The 18,073-nt window shown below is 36.6% G+C and carries 19 protein-coding genes and 1 pseudogene; 6 read left to right on the top strand and 14 right to left on the bottom strand.

Annotated elements, in window-relative coordinates; genetic code table 11:
• Positions 1–680 precede the first annotated feature (680 nt).
• From IQ247_RS25570 to IQ247_RS25555, 4 genes are all read right to left on the bottom strand, one after another.
• On the bottom strand, positions 681–1,364 hold the full coding sequence (locus IQ247_RS25570) for a CHAT domain-containing protein (RefSeq protein WP_193924267.1): 684 nt from the start codon (positions 1,362–1,364) through the stop codon (positions 681–683).
• Positions 1,365–1,373: 9 nt separating this feature from the next.
• Complete coding sequence (locus IQ247_RS25565; protein ID WP_193924266.1) at positions 1,374–2,315, bottom strand: tetratricopeptide repeat protein; 942 nt, start codon at positions 2,313–2,315, stop codon at positions 1,374–1,376.
• 355 nt (positions 2,316–2,670) lie between these two features.
• Positions 2,671–3,150, bottom strand: coding sequence for a hypothetical protein (locus tag IQ247_RS25560; RefSeq protein WP_193924265.1), 480 nt, complete (start codon positions 3,148–3,150; stop codon positions 2,671–2,673).
• Between the two features lie 590 nt (positions 3,151–3,740).
• Positions 3,741–4,121, bottom strand: coding sequence for a hypothetical protein (locus IQ247_RS25555; protein WP_193924263.1), 381 nt, complete (start codon positions 4,119–4,121; stop codon positions 3,741–3,743).
• 348 nt (positions 4,122–4,469) lie between these two features.
• On the opposite strand from IQ247_RS25555, the gene IQ247_RS25550 reads away from it, so the two are divergent.
• The 3 genes from IQ247_RS25550 (at position 4,470) to IQ247_RS25540 (ending at position 6,809) form a co-directional block, all read left to right on the top strand.
• Complete coding sequence (locus tag IQ247_RS25550) at positions 4,470–5,264, top strand: ParA family protein (protein WP_193924261.1); 795 nt, start codon at positions 4,470–4,472, stop codon at positions 5,262–5,264.
• A complete protein-coding gene (locus IQ247_RS25545; RefSeq protein WP_193924259.1) occupies positions 5,261–6,193 on the top strand; it encodes a ParB/RepB/Spo0J family partition protein in 933 nt (310 codons plus the stop codon). The genes IQ247_RS25550 and IQ247_RS25545 overlap by 4 nt, the downstream gene beginning before the upstream one ends.
• Before the next feature lie 88 nt (positions 6,194–6,281).
• Positions 6,282–6,809, top strand: coding sequence for a peptidoglycan-binding domain-containing protein (locus IQ247_RS25540; RefSeq protein ID WP_193924258.1), 528 nt, complete (start codon positions 6,282–6,284; stop codon positions 6,807–6,809).
• Positions 6,810–6,826: 17 nt separating this feature from the next.
• Here IQ247_RS25540 and IQ247_RS25535 read toward each other — a convergent pair whose 3' ends face one another.
• The 4 genes and pseudogenes from IQ247_RS25535 to IQ247_RS33690 form a co-directional block, all read right to left on the bottom strand.
• Entirely contained in the window at positions 6,827–7,045 is a 219-nt protein-coding gene (locus IQ247_RS25535) for a hypothetical protein (RefSeq protein ID WP_228060030.1), read from the bottom strand.
• 173 nt (positions 7,046–7,218) lie between these two features.
• Entirely contained in the window at positions 7,219–7,755 is a 537-nt protein-coding gene (locus IQ247_RS25530) for a transposase (protein ID WP_322745573.1), read from the bottom strand.
• 5 nt (positions 7,756–7,760) lie between these two features.
• On the bottom strand, positions 7,761–7,925 hold the full coding sequence (locus IQ247_RS32845; protein WP_228060033.1) for a hypothetical protein: 165 nt from the start codon (positions 7,923–7,925) through the stop codon (positions 7,761–7,763).
• 31 nt (positions 7,926–7,956) lie between these two features.
• A pseudogene (locus IQ247_RS33690) lies at positions 7,957–8,058 on the bottom strand (IS5/IS1182 family transposase); the annotation flags it as partial.
• A 261-nt stretch (positions 8,059–8,319) separates the two neighbouring features.
• Here IQ247_RS33690 and IQ247_RS25520 point away from each other — a divergent pair.
• Positions 8,320–8,631, top strand: coding sequence for a thermonuclease family protein (locus IQ247_RS25520; protein WP_193924254.1), 312 nt, complete (start codon positions 8,320–8,322; stop codon positions 8,629–8,631).
• Positions 8,632–9,431: 800 nt separating this feature from the next.
• On the opposite strand, the gene IQ247_RS32835 is transcribed toward IQ247_RS25520, so the two are convergent.
• The 4 genes from IQ247_RS32835 to IQ247_RS25500 form a co-directional block, all read right to left on the bottom strand.
• Positions 9,432–9,626, bottom strand: coding sequence for a hypothetical protein (locus IQ247_RS32835; protein ID WP_228060029.1), 195 nt, complete (start codon positions 9,624–9,626; stop codon positions 9,432–9,434).
• 190 nt (positions 9,627–9,816) lie between these two features.
• A complete protein-coding gene (locus IQ247_RS25510) occupies positions 9,817–10,749 on the bottom strand; it encodes a TniQ family protein (RefSeq protein ID WP_193924253.1) in 933 nt (310 codons plus the stop codon).
• Positions 10,739–11,920 (bottom strand): AAA family ATPase, encoded by a 1,182-nt coding sequence (locus tag IQ247_RS25505; protein ID WP_228060028.1) that lies wholly within the window; start codon positions 11,918–11,920, stop codon positions 10,739–10,741. Before IQ247_RS25505 ends, IQ247_RS25510 begins: the two co-directional genes overlap by 11 nt.
• A 10-nt stretch (positions 11,921–11,930) precedes the next feature.
• Positions 11,931–14,648, bottom strand: coding sequence for a TnsB C-terminal domain-containing protein (locus IQ247_RS25500; RefSeq protein WP_193924252.1), 2,718 nt, complete (start codon positions 14,646–14,648; stop codon positions 11,931–11,933).
• Positions 14,649–15,446: 798 nt separating this feature from the next.
• Between IQ247_RS25500 and IQ247_RS25495 the strand changes: the two genes are divergently transcribed.
• Positions 15,447–16,340: a tyrosine-type recombinase/integrase gene (locus IQ247_RS25495; RefSeq protein ID WP_228060027.1), complete on the top strand. Its 894-nt coding sequence runs from the start codon at positions 15,447–15,449 to the stop codon at positions 16,338–16,340.
• A gap of 24 nt (positions 16,341–16,364) precedes the next feature.
• Here the strand turns inward: IQ247_RS25495 and IQ247_RS25490 are convergent, their stop codons facing one another.
• Complete coding sequence (locus IQ247_RS25490; protein WP_193924251.1) at positions 16,365–16,598, bottom strand: hypothetical protein; 234 nt, start codon at positions 16,596–16,598, stop codon at positions 16,365–16,367.
• A gap of 246 nt (positions 16,599–16,844) precedes the next feature.
• Here IQ247_RS25490 and IQ247_RS25485 point away from each other — a divergent pair, with 246 nt between their 5' ends.
• Positions 16,845–17,171: a hypothetical protein gene (locus IQ247_RS25485; RefSeq protein WP_193924250.1), complete on the top strand. Its 327-nt coding sequence runs from the start codon at positions 16,845–16,847 to the stop codon at positions 17,169–17,171.
• A gap of 494 nt (positions 17,172–17,665) precedes the next feature.
• Here the strand turns inward: IQ247_RS25485 and IQ247_RS25480 are convergent, their stop codons facing one another.
• Positions 17,666–17,869: a ChaB family protein gene (locus tag IQ247_RS25480; protein ID WP_193924248.1), complete on the bottom strand. Its 204-nt coding sequence runs from the start codon at positions 17,867–17,869 to the stop codon at positions 17,666–17,668.
• Between the last annotated feature and the right edge of the window lie 204 nt (positions 17,870–18,073).

The following is an 18,073-nucleotide window of genomic DNA, read 5'->3' as shown; positions in this document are numbered from 1 at the left end:
TTCGAGCGATCGCGCTGAGTATGAAAAAGCAAAATCAAGAGCAGAAGTAAAAGTTTTTTCAAGAGCAAGAATATTGGACATCGTAAATGTTGATATATTCTTCTTAAAAATTAATTTAGGCTTGTCGGTTCTTAACCGATTTAACTTCAAACTTTGAACGAGCGGTTTTATCAGGTGACAACTCTATTAAATCAGTGAACAGTGAACAGTAAACAGTGAATAATGAATAATTTATAAGTTTCAACTGATAACTGATAACTGATAAAATCTTGATTACACTTCAGCTAAACTAGTTAACAAATTTTTTACTAATATTGATGTCCACCGGGGTACGTGTAGAATAGGACACGTTGTAAACTTTTGTTAAATTACTTGCAATAATGCAGGTTGTGTAAGCTTAAAGCACGATGGGGACATTCTACGATGCTCAAGCCGATTCGCTACAGTTGCAATTCCATAGTAGCATCAAGTGGAACGTGCAGTACAAGCGTATTATCGTAATTTGTGATGATACTCCGTTATTTAGCCAAGTAGTGCCAAGCGCCATGATTAAATCAGTGAACAGTGAACAGTGAATAGTAAACACGGGCGCATGGTGTTCTATTTAAAGCCGCCACCAACGCCGACCACCTTCTTTTCACTGTGACTAAACAGTAATGGTTATTCTTGATTCTCAAAAATTACAGAATTTTAAGTGTGGGAATTAAATGCTCTGCTAATTTAGCCATCTGAATAGCATTGCACCCATTCTTATAAGCAAACTCAATCGATTTTCCCGCTCCCAAGGCAGCGTAAAAACCAATTGCAAATTCTATGCTGGCTTTGTCGGAAATTTCCTTTTTCATTCCGATAACATAAGGAATATGTTGAGCAATGCCTTGGGCTTGTACTTCTGAGTAACAGGCGTTGAGAACAACACATTCAATTGTCTTGGCAAACAATTTAAAAAGTTGAGCCAATGCAAGAGTCTCTACTAGCTGCACATTTCCGGTTTTATCCTCCAATGCTAGACCATCTTCTCCCGTACCGTGTCCGCTAAAGTGAATAATTTGCGGTTCAAAATCCAAAAGTGCTTGAGACACATCCCGCACCCGCACAGCCCAGCGCTGCTTGATCTCAAATTGCTCCCGTTGTTTAGCCCGTTGCAATAAAGCATCAATTTCTCGAACTTCTTCATCCAGTCGTAGAGATGAGGTGGTTTTGGGATTGGCTGCAAGAATCAGAATTGTTTTGACAAAGGTGTTAGTTTTGTTAGCTGCATCAGTAAATGAGTAATCGTTGAAAATTCCACCTTTCTGAGTTCCTCCGTCCCCTGCAAAACCACCGCCGAATTTAGCGTTACTGAGATTGTATTTGTCTGACATAAGTTGAAACTAATCTACTAACTCTTCAATAAATGACATCATGTTTTTAGCAAGCGGATGGTTAATTGCGGTTTTAAGCGCTTCTGTTCCACTTGCGTTTAGAGCAGCAATAACCGTTGCTTTCAAGGTTGTATTATTCTCAATTGCCTCAATCGCTTGATTGACAACTGCTCTTTTATTAGCACTGGTTGTAGTTGGATTGGTGGCTTCTAGTTGCTGCAAAAGTTCCTGAATTTTTGTTGCTGCTTCGGTTAGACTGGGATTTGAGGAATAGTCGTAGAGTGTTCCTCCTGACTGAGTTCCCCCAGTACCAGCGAAGCCACCACCAAATTTTGAGTTGTTAAAGGTGTAATCTGATTTCTGTGACACAATATCTCCTTGATAGTAGTTGTTAGGACGCTTTTCCATACGCGCAACTCGTCGATTCATTTCATCTAATTGGCCATCGCCTTGTTGTTGAGGCATTTCTCTTGAGCTAATCAAGAACCTTGTAATACGCGACAAAAAGTTGTTACTTTTGTGCAGTTCTTCAATCGACTGCTGAATCCTATCGGCTTCAGTAGCCATCCCTTGCTCCATGAATAAACTTCTAGCTATTTCCAATTTTTTGATAGCTTTTTCTTTGTTACCTTGCTTGTAGAGTATAGTTCCCAGAGCAGTATAAGCTGCTGCGACCTTAGAATTAATACGAATTGCTTCTTCAAATATAGATATAACTTCTGTGTTTGGATAATCTTGCTGTTTTAAGTCATTTCCTAAGCTAGTGTAAGCTACTGCTACGGCTTCATCTGTAAGTTCTAAAGCTGTTTGTACATTCTTTAATTGATAGTAAATTTTTCTGTTAATACTATTTGGATTTTGCTCAATTGCTTTTTCCAGTTCTTGTTTATATTGCTCTATTCTTGATTCGTAATCATTATAAAGCTCAAAATTTTCATTTTGAATATTCATAGCTTGCTTTCGCAATATTCCTAATTTTATTGATAATAATCTGGTCACAGAACATCAAACATCAAAAATTCGCAATTACTTACTGTTCAATATTTTTGAAATTCACGCCTAATGTGAATTAAAAATAACCTTATCCTAAAAGGGCTTTGAAGCCTGCTTAAATCCCTATTCTAAAATTATCAACGTAATAATAGTGGTTTGATAACTTGATTAACATTAGACGTAATTCACAAAATTCAAATTTTTTCTGAGAGTAACAGAAGCTGTTCAGTGGCGATAGGCTACGCCGACACCTGAAAGGTCGCCCTTTATAGATAGATGTAAACAAACCTTGCGATTTCTTAAGAGAAGATTATTACTCTGTGGGAGCAGATGTTGCTTCACGTACAACTATGCCTACCGCAAACCCATTTAACAAGACACCTGTTTGCCGAGATTGCTCCATATTTGCTTGCTGAGCTATTGCTAGCAGTTCATCAGTGGATTTTTGATTGACTCCTGATAAAATAGCCTTGCGTACTTGAGTATAGACGGCTTCTTGGGCATTTTTTTTTGCCTGGGGAATGTCAACATTCGCATTTAGTACTATAACACCTCCTTGCTGCTTGGCAATGCCACCAATTCCTCTTGCAACATCATCTCCTTGATGCTTGGCAATGCCACCAATTCCTCTTGCAACATCATCTCCTTGATGCTTGGCAATACCACCAATTTCTCTTACAACATCATCTCCTTGATGCTGAGCAATACGACCAGCTATTCTTAGAACATCATCTCCCAATGTTCCTATGAATGTGCCTAAAACAGCAAGTGCAGCAACAATTTTTGTTTTCACCTTTCTTTACCTCTAGAACTGATGCATTTTCAATATTTTGATTGCGTGGTGAAAGCCATAGTAGACATAAATCACCTCAGCTTAGTAGGGCTTTTAAACCTAAGAACATAAGCCCTCCTTCTATTTGTTATATGGGTACAAGTGAAATCAACTTATGCACTTAATAAAATGAAACGTGAATTTATAGATAGGTGAAACATTTTGCAGCCGCAGTGCAATTGCTCCGTATATACAGACAATCAGTAGACCGAAAAGTCTTGTGATCACAAAAAATGGTAGCTTACGATACATTTTTGAGAAAAACCTCAAAATCTGTTTGCTAGAAATGAACGATAATCATCATGTATTAAATGTAATGACAACTTAACTTTATGAACAGCATAAACAAAAAACTTTCGTCCGTGCATTCGTCTTTTTGATTTTTAGGTGGGTGATTGTTTGTCAAATACTTGTGCCAGAAGAGTTTCAGTATAATTAATTGATGTAGTAGTTTTGAATGTGCTGCTGTTATTGACTTCTACTAAGTAACAGTTCCAACTTTCACATATATCATGTATACATACGCTCCAACCTATAGATATTGTGTGAAGCTATTGAGAATAACTTTGTCTCTTAAAGGATAAATAGCGATTCAAATCTTTATTAGTAGCCATATAAATTGGAATAATGGTGCAAAGACCCACCATAATTAAGCTTCCAACAACGAGAATGATGGAAAGCTTTGAAGCAAGTACCAAAACCATCGCAATTAGAAGCACAGCCAGCAAACTACAGATACCCATCAAGAGATAGAAAGCCCACTTGCGCCCCTGCAAAACAAAATACATCACTACGATTGTTAGTAAGATGCGTCCAATCGCCCATTTATCCCGTGCAATCACCACTAGCGTTGCATCCAGAATACAAAGCAGCACGAACAAAGTTATTAATATATTTCGGGCTTTCAAAGCAGATGGATCGAGTTGGAGCATAACTTTTAAATGATGTGTTAAGAATAAAATTAGAAAAAATCTAAGTTACTTAGCCTGTGATTGAGAAATTTTTTTGATATCATGCATTAAAAAATATATTAACTCCAAGGAAGGCACCAGACTTCAATTTCTCATAGAAAGCTGCACTAATACCAATAACTAACAAATGACTCATGGAAACTTTCTAACCTCACAAACAAAAGAGATAGTGAAAATTATCGCTCGACATCCCGAAAATAAACTTATTCCTATAAAATTTCTTACTCATCCCAGTTGTATTCCACCACATCAAGCGGTAAAATTTTGCGTTATTAGAAGCAATATTTATACAACTGCAATATACCAATCGTGAGCCAAACTCGCATCATCGCCTTATTTAACCAAAGCGGGGGGGTAGCCAAAACAACGCTGACTCAAAACCTCGGCTACCACCTTGCACTCAAAAAACGCCGCGTTTTATTAATAGACATGGACCCGCAAGGAAGTTTAACAACTTTCATGGGTTTAGAACCCGATACTTTATCACAAAGCATTCAGCAAGCAATTGTTGACAACAAACCACTACCAATCTACCCAGAACTAATTCACGGGATGGCGCTCGTCCCTGCCGACATTAATCTTGCCGCTAGTGAAATGCAGCTATTTAGCGCGATCGCTCGCGAGTATCGTCTCAAAAATGCGTTGGCGAAGCCGACCGAAGGTATCGCGAAAGTTCAAGATAACTACGACTTTATTTTGATTGACTCGCCCCCATCGTTGGGTTTACTTAGCATTCTTAGTCTAACTGCCGCTACTCATATTCTGGTTCCCATTCAATGCCAATTCAAATCCTTTAAAGGAACCGAACTTTTACTTAATACCGTCTCCCAAGTCCGCGCCCATACAAACCCGATATTGCAATTTGCTGGATTTGTCCCCACAATGTTTGATAGCCGTACCGCTCAAGAATCGCGTACCGTCAAAGCAGTTCAAGAACAACTATCAGATATCGGTACAGTTTATCCACCAATTCCTAAAACTATTGCTTTTGCAGATGCATCAGAACACCGATTACCGTTAGCATTATTTGATAAAAATCATAACGCCGTCAGCGTACTAAAAAAAATCGCCAACAGCTTAGATAAACTTGAAGTGAAATCGTGACTAAAAAACGTAACGAACCCTATGCCGCTATCAAAAAACCTGTTGACTTATTGTTTGGTAGCGCTGCGCCTTCTACTCCAGAAAATCAATTATTACCCAACACCATTCTCTTAGCCCAAATCAAATTACCAAGCTATCAACCCCGCCGCTACTTCGACCCACAAAAATTAGAAGAATTATCAGCGTCAATCAAAGAACTAGGTATTCTCGAACCCCTCCTGGTGCGTCCCCTACCAGATAATAACTATGAACTAGTTGCCGGGGAACGCCGTTATAGGGCAGCCCAAATGGCAGGACTAACCGAAGTACCCGTAATCGTCCGCGATATGGACGACACCATTACTCATCAGGTGCGCTTAGTCGAAAACCTCCAGCGCGAAGACCTCAACCCCTTAGAAGAAACTGAAGGGATTTTAGAACTATTAGCAATGCGTTTGAATATAAGCTCTCACGAAGCTATAAAACTACTGCAAAAAATGGAAAATGAAGCTAAAGGGAAAGTTACCCCTAACGTTAGGGGTAATTCTCAAGGCTTGATGATTGAAGAGTTATTCGTCTCCCTAGGACGAATGAAATGGGACTCGTTTGTCAAAAATCGTCTCCCCCTACTCAAACTTCCTCAAGATGTATTAGAAGCGCTGCGTTCTGGAAAAATCGAATACACCAAAGCCCGTGCGATCGCCAAAGTTAAAGACGAACATCATCGGCATGATTTGTTAGAAGATGCGATCGCAAAAAACTTATCTCTAGTTCAAATCAACGAACGCATTAAAGCAACCGGCAATGTAGCAGCAACAGTACATCCCCTAAAAGAACGTTATAAAACTGCACTACCGCTCTTGCAAAAATCTAAGGTGTGGGACAATCCCAAAAAGCAGAAAGCGTTAGAAAAACTATTAACTCAAATTGAAGGACTGATTGAAGAATAATATTACCCTTGTGGGTACCATAAACTTTTCGTAATCTAATTAATTTAATTTGATGAATTACTTAGTAAACAAATTAAAGGTAAAGATTATGACAGTTACTACAAGCAATCAACTCAACAAGCCAGTACTAAAAATTGGTTCTACAGGTGAAACAGTAAAAGAATTACAACAGCTACTTTTAGATTACGGGATGTATGTATACCTTAACAGTCATGGTGCTTGCGAATATCCCGGTACTGAAGTTATCGACGGTATATTTGGTCCAAAAACAGAAAACGCAGTAAAACTGTTTCAAGGCAAAATGTTTTTAGTACAAGACGGAATTGTTGGCAACAAAACCTGGCGGTCACTTTTTAAAGGCGCACCTGTTGATATGCCTGTATTAAAAAAAGGTAGCACCGGAGCATTAGTTAAGCAAATGCAAGAACGTATAGCTCTTGCTGGTTACTATGGTGGTGCAATTGATGGCATTTTTGGTTCTCAAACAGAAACAGTCATCAGAAATCTACAACAAAACACTGGTTTACCAATTGACGGAATAGTTGGCGTTCGGCGCAGCCGTGCGGCTGATCGCACTTGGTTTGAGATTAGCAAGATTAACACAATTTTCTGTTAACAGTTACCAGTTACCAGTTATTCTTTATCCTCGTCATCCTTATCTTTATTTTTCAATCCTAATATCAATGGGGTTAAAGCCGTCACAATTGCTGGAATTAATACCAGATAATCATATGTCGTTGGTTGAATTGCCTGGGGAGTTGGAATATCGCCTGTAGCCGGAACGCTAATGTAGTTTCCAGACGAGATTTCGTGAGAATTATTTGGTAGCATAGGTATAAGGAAAAATTTCATATTTCTGTCAAAACTAAGTGGCATTAGTTTTAATAGGTGAATAATTGACCCAGTGGTGAGTGCTTTCTCATTGCTGGGTTATTCAGTATCAGTGAACAGTTATCAGTAAACAGTAAACAGTAAATAATGAATAGTGAATAATCAACAATTTATAGAACCCATTTGGGATCTATTTAACTAGTCGCCAATCTTTTAAGCATCAGTCGGACAAAGCAGAGATTAATTTTAGCGGTAGAATGTTCAAGAGTTCTTTCAAAGTTTTTGACTAAACTTTTACACCTTTCCATCCAGGCATTGGTTCTTTCTATTACCCACCTTGCTTTGACTGGAACAAAGCCAGTTTTTCCCTCTCGTTCTTTCTGAAGTTTAGATGGTTTCGGTGATAGCTCAAATCTAATCTTGGTCATTATCTGTGGATAAATTTTTTTCAACTCTTGCTCTAGTCTTTCGGGATGGTACCCGTTGTCAAGAAGAATAGTGATTTTGGGAATATTGACAGGTTTAGATTTGAAATAATCAATATTGTCAGATAACATTTCAATCAATCCAACATCATCAGATACTGAAGCTTTCGTACAATGAGTGAAAAAAGGAAACCCCAAGGAATCTACAGCTAAGTGCCTTTTAATACCATTTGTAGATTTGTAAAAACAAAATCCCTTGGATTCTACACTTGCATTACAAGTATTTTTTACCGCTTGTGAATCAATAATGATTAGGGTTGTCCACTTGGTTTTTTTTTACCTGTTGCCGTACTTGACCATGCAGAACCGGAACGTATGTTCTCAATTATTCCTTGTTCTCTCCACTGTTTGTAATGCCAAAACACAGTTGAATAGGGAGGCAAGTATGCAGGGCAAATCACACCAATTACAGCCATTCTTTAGCTGATAAAGAACCCCATCTAAAATTTCTCTCTTACTCCAAGTTGGGGGTTTGGTTCTCTTTTTCTTAGGTAAAAGGGGTTCAATAATTTCCCACTCTTTATCCGTCAAACTGCTTGAATAGACCATTGTTCCTTAATTCACTCAAGTTGTGGAAGGTGCGAAGCACCTTCCACAACTTGCTGTTTCCGGGCGTTCTGCTTGCAGCAGCGCTTCGCTATCGCATTACTGAATGTGTATTTGGTAATCACCATTTTGGATTATTATACCGGAGAATGTAAAGATACCAAATGGGTTCTATAAACGTGACTGATAACTGATAACTGTTAACTGTTAACTGTTAAAGTATCCGATGGGGATACGATAACTGTCCGCCAGACAAATAAAGAGATGAAAATCAGATTCTGCGGCATTGATGCACCTGAAAGTCAACAACATTTAGGAAATAATGCTACCGTTTATCTTCAAAAGTTAATTCAAGAAGCTGGGAATCAAGTGATGGTTTCTCAAGTTGAGCAAGATAGATATGGTCGAATTGTTGGGGAAGTTTTTACCTTACTCCCCGATGGACGTGAAAAGTTTCTCAACGAAGAGATGGTAAGGGCTGGATTTGCGTACCACTACGCAAGGTATTCAAATAACTGTTTTAATAAGATAAGTTTAAAAGATAAGTCTATTGTTTTTAAAAAAACCATTAAATAACCTCGAATCATACTTATCGTCAATACAGTTATTCTTTACTCATTATTTCGCTGAGTTTGTATAGCAATCCGGAATATTCATGAGAAAATATTGAGAGGATTTAAGAGGGTGTTTGAAAAATTTTGTTTGAAAAATCAAGGACATAACCACCATCCATTTCGAGTAATTTTTCTAATTTCAGCTTTTCAATACTTGTTAAATTTGATATTTTACATCCAATCAAAAGCAAAAAAAGTGAGTTTTCCCACTTTTCAAGGTTATCGTTCCATTCAAAAATCTGACTTTAAATTAACGACTTATATCTTGATACTTAACTGGTTGGATGACTTTTAGCGAGTTAAACTCGACTACTCGTTTCACAGCATCTTGCGGTTCAAAATCTAAGTCTATTTGCTGACAAACTGATTCCTCAATCCACACAATGCGGCTAACACAAAATTGATCGAGATTGTCACGAATTTCATCCTTATTGCACTTTAAAACAGGAAGCTAGTTTCCTAGCATTCATACTGAAAACAACGCGGTAAATAGCGTCTGTAACATTTTTATAAATCCAAGTTCGATAGTTATCCGAGATTTCTGGGTGCCGTTCTAAGTATGCTTTGATTGAGTCGGTTAGGGTGCGTCGAGCTATCTTTCTTTTGAGTTTTCCACCAAAAGTTTATCAAGTCTGTCATTGGCATATGAAAGCAAGCTGGGTGCAGGGAGCAACGCCAGAAACCAAACCCACAGTGCCTCTATTACAGTTCCTTGGGGAACCTTGTTTGATAAAAGTATGGACGCACCTACTAAACTAAAAGTTAGTGAAGTTCCGTCGCAGACATCGCAAGGTTGAAGCTGTAGCGCGATCGGCGTAAGCGTTCTTGAGTAAGGCTTAATTCTATTGATGATACTGGTATTTTAATTGGGGGAAAAGTAGCGAAGCTGTCACCAGCCGCCACGCAACGCCCAAAACCTTTACTGTCGTTGGAACCATAACATTGCCGCTTTGGCACGGTTATGCTTCTAATTCAATAGGGCAAAGTTATGCTTCCAAATTCCTATAATCCTTACACGTTAATGTCACTGGAAGCATAACTTGGCAGCTTCGGACAACTTATGCTTCCAATTAGCTATCGGACAAATTATGCTTCCAAAAAAAACAATTTTGTAAATCAAAAAAATAATTTATCATCAATATCAGGATTACATATCTAATGGGGAGGAAGTGATTCTAGATGATAGCTTCCAGAAATCATCAATAGTATGTTTGATATAGCTCATAGATTCATGTATTCGTTTTTTAGAAATCTGAGAATTTGATAATTCTAAGGTTTCTAATTCTTTAAGTTGGAAATAAGTAATAATTTGTCTGTAAAATCTTCTATTTTCATCCTCATATACTTCACTATTAAAAGCAATTAGTGAACCAAGAATCTTGATTAGCTCTGATTGTAATTTAATTTCTGAGTGGTATGAAGTATGTGATTTGACTTGATATTTATCCACATCTCCTAACCATTCTCCACAATAATTGCAATATCCGATTCGTGAATTAGGAGCTATTATAGATAATTTATGATTACATTGAGGGCATTGTGTAATCAAAGGATAATGATGTTGAGAACATAGAGCAACTGGTTTAAAAGACCAAATCAATGGTTCGTATATAGGCAGTTTTTTTTGATGCCAATAGCCATAACATAATGGACACCAAGCTTTAGAGTCACGAAGTAAATAAACATAAGTTATTAACTCATGCCAATACATCATAGTTAGACAAGTTAAATCACTACGTTTTGTAAGATTTTCTAGAGATTCAACTAATTTAGATGTATACCAACCGCTAAAATTTAGTGACTTAATATGAGAACGATTTGTAAAAGTTCTACCGATAATCCCTTTATACTTCGTCGATGAATCTTCTTGTCTCCAAAAAAGTGGATAAATTTTATGCTTAATTAATTTATCCGGAGTAACGCAATGAACTTCAGCCAAACGAATGAGATAACTCATTAAACTTTCACATTCAATAGTTCCAACATTGATTGGTTCTAAAAAATATAAAGTACTACGTTCTATAATATCCAGAGTATACAAATCATAATTTGGATATAAAGTTAAATTCTCAAACTGCATTGTCTCTCCCAATTGAGTCTCGTCTTGGTTTACGAGTTCCAACTGATTTTTTTCGTTTTTTTGGTTCAATCTGTTGAGATTTGGTTTCAGATTTTAAACGATAATTCTGTCTAAATATAGGTGGACTACGTAAACCTAAATCTTGATATAGCTCTTCTATTTTTCCTTCAATTTCTGCATATCTAGCTTCTCCTTGTTTAATATGTTTGAGAATATTACGACATTGACCAACTGATAAAGCCCTTTTCTCTAAATGCTTAAGTGTAACAGTAGAAGCATTTTCATTTAATGCTTCTCCCAGAGCGTTTCTTGACCAATTTTTTAATATTCCAACACATCCTAAGCTACGTGAATATAGATACTCCCAATGTGATAAAAAATCTGGTGGTTCTGAAGTTGGTATTTGACACTGAAAATTCCAAATTACTGAATGCCAAATTTCTCTATCTTCTGTGAATTCGGCATTATAACGAGGTAAGTGAACGTAAATGCTACGACGGCTTAATTGGTCTCCTATATCATGAAGGGTTAACAAATCATATGTACCAATTAATCCATGTAAAACTTGAGTAATATTTGCTAATGATTTAATTGCTTCAGGTACATCTGTTAGTTTTCTTCCACTAGCTACAGCTAGTAAATGATGAGCTTCATCAATGAAAAAAATTTTAGGTTTTCTTTGTTTTAAAGCTTGTTCTAATGCCCATCCCAATTCAGTTTCTAAAATTGATGGTTTAATAATTAATTGACCGTACTTATTATGATATACACCAGAAGTCCCATAATTTATTTTATGTTCAATTAGCTCTGGTGCTTCTGCGAGTGCATATAAACAACGTTTAAGATGGTCTTTAAAGTTAAATAACCCTCCAGAAAATAAACGTGCTTCAATACTAGCAACAGGAATATAACCAAAGTTAGTTTTTAATAAAGGTAAAGATGATTCAATTATCCACTGTTCTATTAATAGACGTAATTTAGTTTTACCTACCCCTGTTGGACCAACAATAAAAATAATCCGTGAATCTCCGCAATCATTTATAATTGGCTTGAGAGTTTCAAAAGCCATATCCATATAGGGATGTGCCATTGTATATGAGTCATAATAAGCCAATTTTTCTGATGCTGACGCTGTATGATATTTAGATGGAAATTGTTGTTTATTTTCCATATATTAATACCTAATACTTGTTAAAAAACTGTAGTTTATCTTGGTTGATAGATTCTTTATGTTCTATATATGAATTATTATTTTGCTTGATATCTTGATTGGATAATTCAATATCTTCTAAATTGCTGTAAGGATTAATATTTGATAAATCACCATCCATTATTTGAAAAACTTCTTTGTTTTGTAAATCTTTTAAACGTTGTGTTAGTAAAGCTTCTTCTGCTTCAGTACTAGCCATAAATTCAGCTAATTGTTTACAACGAATTTTATAAGAACTCGCATGGTTCTGCATTTGTTTCTTTAACTCAGCAGTAGCTAACTGTATTTCTTTCTCGGAACGTCCTCTAAATAAAGGATAGTATTCGCTAATACATTCGACCCAAATTCCTTGAACATAAGCGTATGCAACTCCAGCATTAAATGGGTCATATCTAACATTAACCTGGGTTCTTGAGACGTTTGGGTCACGAAATGTTTGATTCCAATAGTATTTATTATCTATTTTTATTCCTTTACCCGGTTGAACTAAAGCTTTACCTTTTTTTGTTGTGGGTAAAGTTAAAATACGGAAATTATCGTCATAAGGAATTAGACGACTGTTACGGCTACCGAATTGGTTAATTCCTGTCAAGAAAACTTCACGAGGGCTTTGTCCTTGTAATGCTGGATGCTCAGTTGTGTCATAAATATCGTAAGCCCATTCTGTTATATACATATACAGCAATCCTAAAGTCCAAACTGAGAGATTTTTAGGATTAACAGATTTTGTCATTAATCTGACTTTTTTGGTTATTTGAGTATTACCCGCTAAATTGTATAAAAACTGAGTATTTGTTGTTCCAAATAATCTTTCACAGACACTACTAAATCGAGGTTTTGCTGGTGGTCGCCTTTTCAAAGTACATTCAAAAATAGCTAGTAATGTTTCAAAGTAAGTGCTATAAAATTCCTTCCCATTATCAGTAATGATTATTTGGGGTAATCTTGAATGACGTTGAACACAAATTCTTAACACCATCATACAAGAACGATAAGATGGAGGGTCATAACTGATGTAAATAGCTAAAATTTTTCTTGTAAATGCATCTACTAATAAAGTTAGCCAAGGTCTTCCTAAAACTTTTCCTGTTTTAGAACATCTTAATTCAATATCTAACTCTGTATGGTCAATATGAGCAATGTGGAATGGGAAATCACCATGTCGGGGTGTAGATAATTCTAATTCCCAGTAAAATGCTTCCATTTCATAGGCAGCACGATGACCTGAGCGTTTTTTTACTTCTGTATGCTTTGGTCGTTTTTTAATCTCGTCTATAAAGGTTTTATAGCTAGGAATTTGGTCTTCAGGAATCCCAGAAGATGAACAACTACGAACAAATGAAGCGTAAACAGATTGTTTAGTTTTTTGTTTTTTATTTTCGTATTCTTCGGTAATAAATTTTGATAAAAGTTCTATTACATCTTGAGGTAATTTTCGATTATGATTACCTTTACGATTATTTAAGGATATTAAACCAATATAACCGTAACCATACTTCTGTAGTGCTTGATTATAATTTTGAAGCCAACGTCTTAATGTTCGTCCTTTTGGTACATTATTTTTAACTGATTCCCCATCTAAATAGGGCTTTAATAGATTGAAACGACGATTGGCATTAATTAAATCTTCTGTGGAAGCCTGTTTCAATATTTCCATCGCTTGTTCATGAATAAGCGATTGGTTTTTAATTGGGTTTACCTTTATTTTTCCGGAATTAACTAAACTAAAGAACTTAGATATCTTCAATTCAATTGTCTCAAATTCTTTAGCACTAAGTAACAAATAATCTTGACCAACTAAAATAATATTTAAACAAATTCCATCATAAAATACTGACGTACCTGGAATTAATTCAACACTATAGTTAATAAGAGGGTCTGAATTTTCCGAGTTAATAATTGCCTTCAACGCATTCTCGACCACACGAGATTTGAATATCTGACATTTTGAAGCTTCTACTAAAAGATATGCTGTTAAGTCTACATATATTTTTTCTATGGCTATTAAACTATAAATATCATCAGCATCTACTCCTTTATAATCTAATAATCTAGCAACAGTTATTCCTGGGTTTGCTTCTACTAATGATGCAATTATGTTGTATTTATCGTCAGATAAGAACTCTGAATCGCTTTTGTAATAATCCTCTAAAAATTCTAAATTGCGTTGTAATGTCCAATTAATTTTTGCGTTAGACCAAATTTGAAAATCAAAACCGAACTGTTGAGCATAATCAAGCCCTGGTGGTGATTGCCAATTGTCCGACGTACCAATTTGATAGCGGTGAGGACTTTTTTGTGCTAACTTTTCTAGCTCTCTTTCTGTTTTACATTCGACCCAACCTGCACTCCTTGACCTAATAACAAAAAAATCTGGAGTAATTACTACGCCTAAATTACGCCCGGAAGCTGAGGCATATTTAATTTTAAAAGGAGGTGGTTGGTCATAATATTCTAAAACATCTTCTGAATGTTCCAACTGATAGATAAAAGGAAGCTCGACCTTGTGAGATTCAAATTGGATTGTTACGCCCATTTTGCGGCTTGGATAACGCCCACAAACGTTTTTATATCGATTTCCCACCCTACGAGATGGCTGTGTGTTGCGAATTTTTTCAATTTCTTGCCGAGCTTTATCTGAAAGATTTTGATTGACGCACCATTGGTTGAATTCAAGAAGTGTCATCATGGTTGTACCCCATTCATAAACAACACAAACATGAATCAAGTTTGATTCCCTATATTCTCTTGTATATATCTATAATTGCTCGGCGGTTATTTAAGTTATTTAAATTTAACCTTATTGTTAAACTTCTTCTTTATTTAACTCATAAATACTGGTAGCATATACTCAATAAAAATAATTGACTTTAACTCATTTGATAGCTTCTTAAAGTATTTGCTCCTCTACAGGTCTATTCAAATGTAATTACACTATTAATGCCTGATTTTTTGATTTAAGTATCTTAAATTCCCAAAAAATCGTAATTTAGACAGCAGAATACTTCGGTTACTACTCTAATTATTAGTTATAATTTATGCTTTAATTTTTATTAAATTTGCTACCGAATATTCTTGATAATCTATTCTTAACTTTTAACTACATTAATCACTAGTTTGCTATTATAGAACTCAGTAAATAATGGTTAGATAAATTTTCTCTTATTCAGCTTGGAACCCCTGAAACATCTCTGTTCTAATACTTTTACTTCAAAATTTTAGGCACTACTAAACCGATTAAAATTTCAGAACTCAGGCATAGCTTTATGCTTCCAATTTGCGTCTTGGGACAAGTTATGCTTCCATTGCGCCGGACTTCTTGACAATCGATTAACGTAAGAATAAGAGTTTCAGCCCCTAAATTACTTAGTTATGCTTCCAAGGGCTGACAGCTTTTCGGTATAGTGACAATATCTTAGAAACCGCGTATACTTTAACGATTGGGGATGATTTTTGTATTGACCAAGACCCCCAAGTTATCGAACAGTTGCTAGCCGATACGCGCAGTCCCAATACCAAGCGGGCTTATGAAAAAGATTTAAAAGATTTTTTCTTATTTATATCGGGACAGTTACCGACTCAAAATTTAGTATTAGAATTTTTGCATTTAGAGCAGCGGCACGCCGTAGCGGTGGTGTTGAAATATAAATCGTATTTAGTCAATTATAAAAGACTATCTGAAGCAACGGTAAATCGGCGTTTGAGTGCAATTAAGTCACTGACGGCGATGGGGCGTAAGTTGGGAGCTTGTAATTATACTTTAGAAGATGTCAAAGGCGAGCATATTGAATCTTACCGCGATACTACGGGGATTCCTCCTACAGATTTTGCTAAGGTATTGGCGTTGGTGGATAGAACCACAATCAAAGGTAAACGCGACTATGCTATTTTACGGCTGCTGTGGGATAACGCGCTGCGGCGTAGTGAAATATGTAACTTGGACTTTCGGGATTTCAACGCCCAAGCAAGTACTTTATCAATATTAGGTAAGGGGAAAGGTACTCAAAAAATTGCGATCGATCTGAGCCGGAAGACTGTGGAAGCGATCGCGGACTGGGTAATTGTTAGTAAAAAATCGCATAAGTTGAAACAGCCGCTATTTACAGTGATTGCTTATAACGGTAACGGTCAGCGGTTGAGCGGGGAAGCAATTCGTAGGTTAGTTTCTTCTTTGTGTAAGCAAGCTGGGATTACCAAACAAATGTCACCACACCGGATTCGACATAGTTCTATTACTACGGTGTTGGATAAAAATAACGGGAATTATAGGGCAACGCAACGATTTAGCCGCCATGCTAAACCAGATACGGTGATGAAATATGATGATAATCGTTCTAAGTTGCAAAAGGCGATGACCGATATTTTGGCAGATTTGGTTTGAGGTGGGGAGTGCGATGGGGTTTTGTCACGCAGGGAGTGCGATCGCTTTGTAGGAGTATGGCTTACAACGGTAACGACAAACTTTTAAGAAAGCGCGAGCATTGGTTAAGTTAGGAGTAGAGTAGGTGCAATACCCTTCATCATACCCGGAGGCATAAATTAAAGACGGCAATTTGGTAAAGTTTTGAATCTTTAATCCAACGGGTTTTTCCGTACCGAGTGCCTCTATCTTGCCAATATTTGTGCAGTGTAGGGTCATCTGGTGACGCTTTATCTTTAACTTTGATATGGCGTTGGATAGGAATTTTTGACAGTTCGGCGAGATAGAACTTTTTCGATTTACCTCGCATCTCGGCTCAATACCTAAAGGAGTATAAACTTTTCCACATATAATGCGAGATGAACTTTACGTTGTACAATCGGGGGGAATAAATCCCTAATTGGTCTATGGCGTGCAAATTCTCCTATACCATAGGGGAGCTAACCAAACTACGGAAGAGAAAAGATGATTTTAGAGTATCGATTATCTATTAAACAGCCTAATAATAAAAAAGTCACTAAAACACAAAAAAAATTTTATACTTCGCTACCTTTTCAAATTGGAGAATGCTTTCAAATTCCTGCATCAGGTCTATTAAAAAAAGGGGAGATGTATCAACCTTATAAAGAAGAAGGGTTTTTTAGAGTCATTACAATAATCAGAGATGTTGAAAGATCCTATGATCTAGAGCTTTTTGATACAAAAGATAACGGAGAACTAGAAAAAATTTATTTTGATCTTGTTTGTGAACATTTTTATATTGACGATGTATACGATGTAGCCGCTCAATAATCCGGGGCGAACTCCCATCTTGGAAATGATGCGGAATTACCAGTCAAAATGGGGTTAGTGTGTGCGAGCTAGTGTTGAAGTACAAGGCACACTTGGTTAACTTTAAAAAACTCGCAGAAGCAACGGTGAATCGGCGGCTGAGTGCAATAAAGTCGCTCGCGGCAATGGGGCAAAAATTGGGGGTGTGTAACTCTCGAAGATATCAAAGGCGAACATATTGAATCGTATCGAGATACAACGGATACGAACGAGCAGATTGACCAAATCTATCAAATCATTGACCGTTGGCTTGTTAAAACCGAATTGAATTTTCCCACACGTTTCGACGACTCCAATTTAAACTAATACATTTCTTCTAGAAAATTTATCCTTAACTCGAAAAATTCAGAAATTCATCTTGGAAATCGTTTTAAAGATGTAAGAATAAAAAACAATCCGTGAAGGGCTTTGCTCTAGCATAAAAGCATCACTATTCCCCCGGTGTAAAAATCCAGCTAATCTGGCTTGGGATGCCAGTTGTCATCTTCACCTTTTTCATAGTCGCGTTTTACTGCTGCCCAAGCAACTTTAAAAGCTGTTTCTTCTTCGTCGTATTCTTCTATCGCACTATTAAACGCAGCTAGAAATATTTCCGAAGCGTGTTTGGGTAAATGATTCTTAACATTATCAGGTAAATCTTGAATATCTTGATAAGGCATATTAATAAAAGTGCAATAATACTTACAACATTTTCCTTTTATCTATGGAAGCGCGTATTTTTCATCAACCATTAGGTGTAATAGTGTAATAAAAATTTATTCTATTAATGCTCCGGAGCTTTCGCTCTGCCAGATGGTAAAATTTATTAAGCTATATAACCTTACTCAAAGATGACCAAGCCCCGTTGGGGCGGGGATGGGGAT

This window comes from Plectonema cf. radiosum LEGE 06105, from assembly GCF_015207665.1.
GTDB classification, from domain to species: domain Bacteria; phylum Cyanobacteriota; class Cyanobacteriia; order Cyanobacteriales; family Nostocaceae; genus Rivularia; species Rivularia radiosa_A.
Note: the sequence above shows the minus strand (reverse complement) of the source record. Positions and strands in the feature narration are given on the sequence as shown.

What these genes read in the sequence shown, in the direction of transcription:
- IQ247_RS25520 (WP_193924254.1), top strand. Translation starts at nt 8,320, where the DNA reads ATGAAAATCAGATTCTGCGGCATTGATGCACCTGAAAGTCAACAACAT.
- IQ247_RS25480 (WP_193924248.1), bottom strand. Translation starts at nt 17,869, where the DNA reads ATGCCTTATCAAGATATTCAAGATTTACCTGATAATGTTAAGAATCAT.
- IQ247_RS25555 (WP_193924263.1), bottom strand. Translation starts at nt 4,121, where the DNA reads ATGCTCCAACTCGATCCATCTGCTTTGAAAGCCCGAAATATATTAATA.
- IQ247_RS25540 (WP_193924258.1), top strand. Translation starts at nt 6,282, where the DNA reads ATGACAGTTACTACAAGCAATCAACTCAACAAGCCAGTACTAAAAATT.
- IQ247_RS25535 (WP_228060030.1), bottom strand. Translation starts at nt 7,045, where the DNA reads ATGAAATTTTTCCTTATACCTATGCTACCAAATAATTCTCACGAAATC.
- IQ247_RS25500 (WP_193924252.1), bottom strand. Translation starts at nt 14,648, where the DNA reads ATGATGACACTTCTTGAATTCAACCAATGGTGCGTCAATCAAAATCTT.
- IQ247_RS32845 (WP_228060033.1), bottom strand. Translation starts at nt 7,925, where the DNA reads ATGGCTGTAATTGGTGTGATTTGCCCTGCATACTTGCCTCCCTATTCA.
- IQ247_RS25565 (WP_193924266.1), bottom strand. Translation starts at nt 2,315, where the DNA reads ATGAATATTCAAAATGAAAATTTTGAGCTTTATAATGATTACGAATCA.
- IQ247_RS25570 (WP_193924267.1), bottom strand. Translation starts at nt 1,364, where the DNA reads ATGTCAGACAAATACAATCTCAGTAACGCTAAATTCGGCGGTGGTTTT.
- IQ247_RS25505 (WP_228060028.1), bottom strand. Translation starts at nt 11,920, where the DNA reads ATGGAAAATAAACAACAATTTCCATCTAAATATCATACAGCGTCAGCA.
- IQ247_RS25510 (WP_193924253.1), bottom strand. Translation starts at nt 10,749, where the DNA reads ATGCAGTTTGAGAATTTAACTTTATATCCAAATTATGATTTGTATACT.
- IQ247_RS25490 (WP_193924251.1), bottom strand. Translation starts at nt 16,598, where the DNA reads ATGACCCTACACTGCACAAATATTGGCAAGATAGAGGCACTCGGTACG.
- IQ247_RS25485 (WP_193924250.1), top strand. Translation starts at nt 16,845, where the DNA reads ATGATTTTAGAGTATCGATTATCTATTAAACAGCCTAATAATAAAAAA.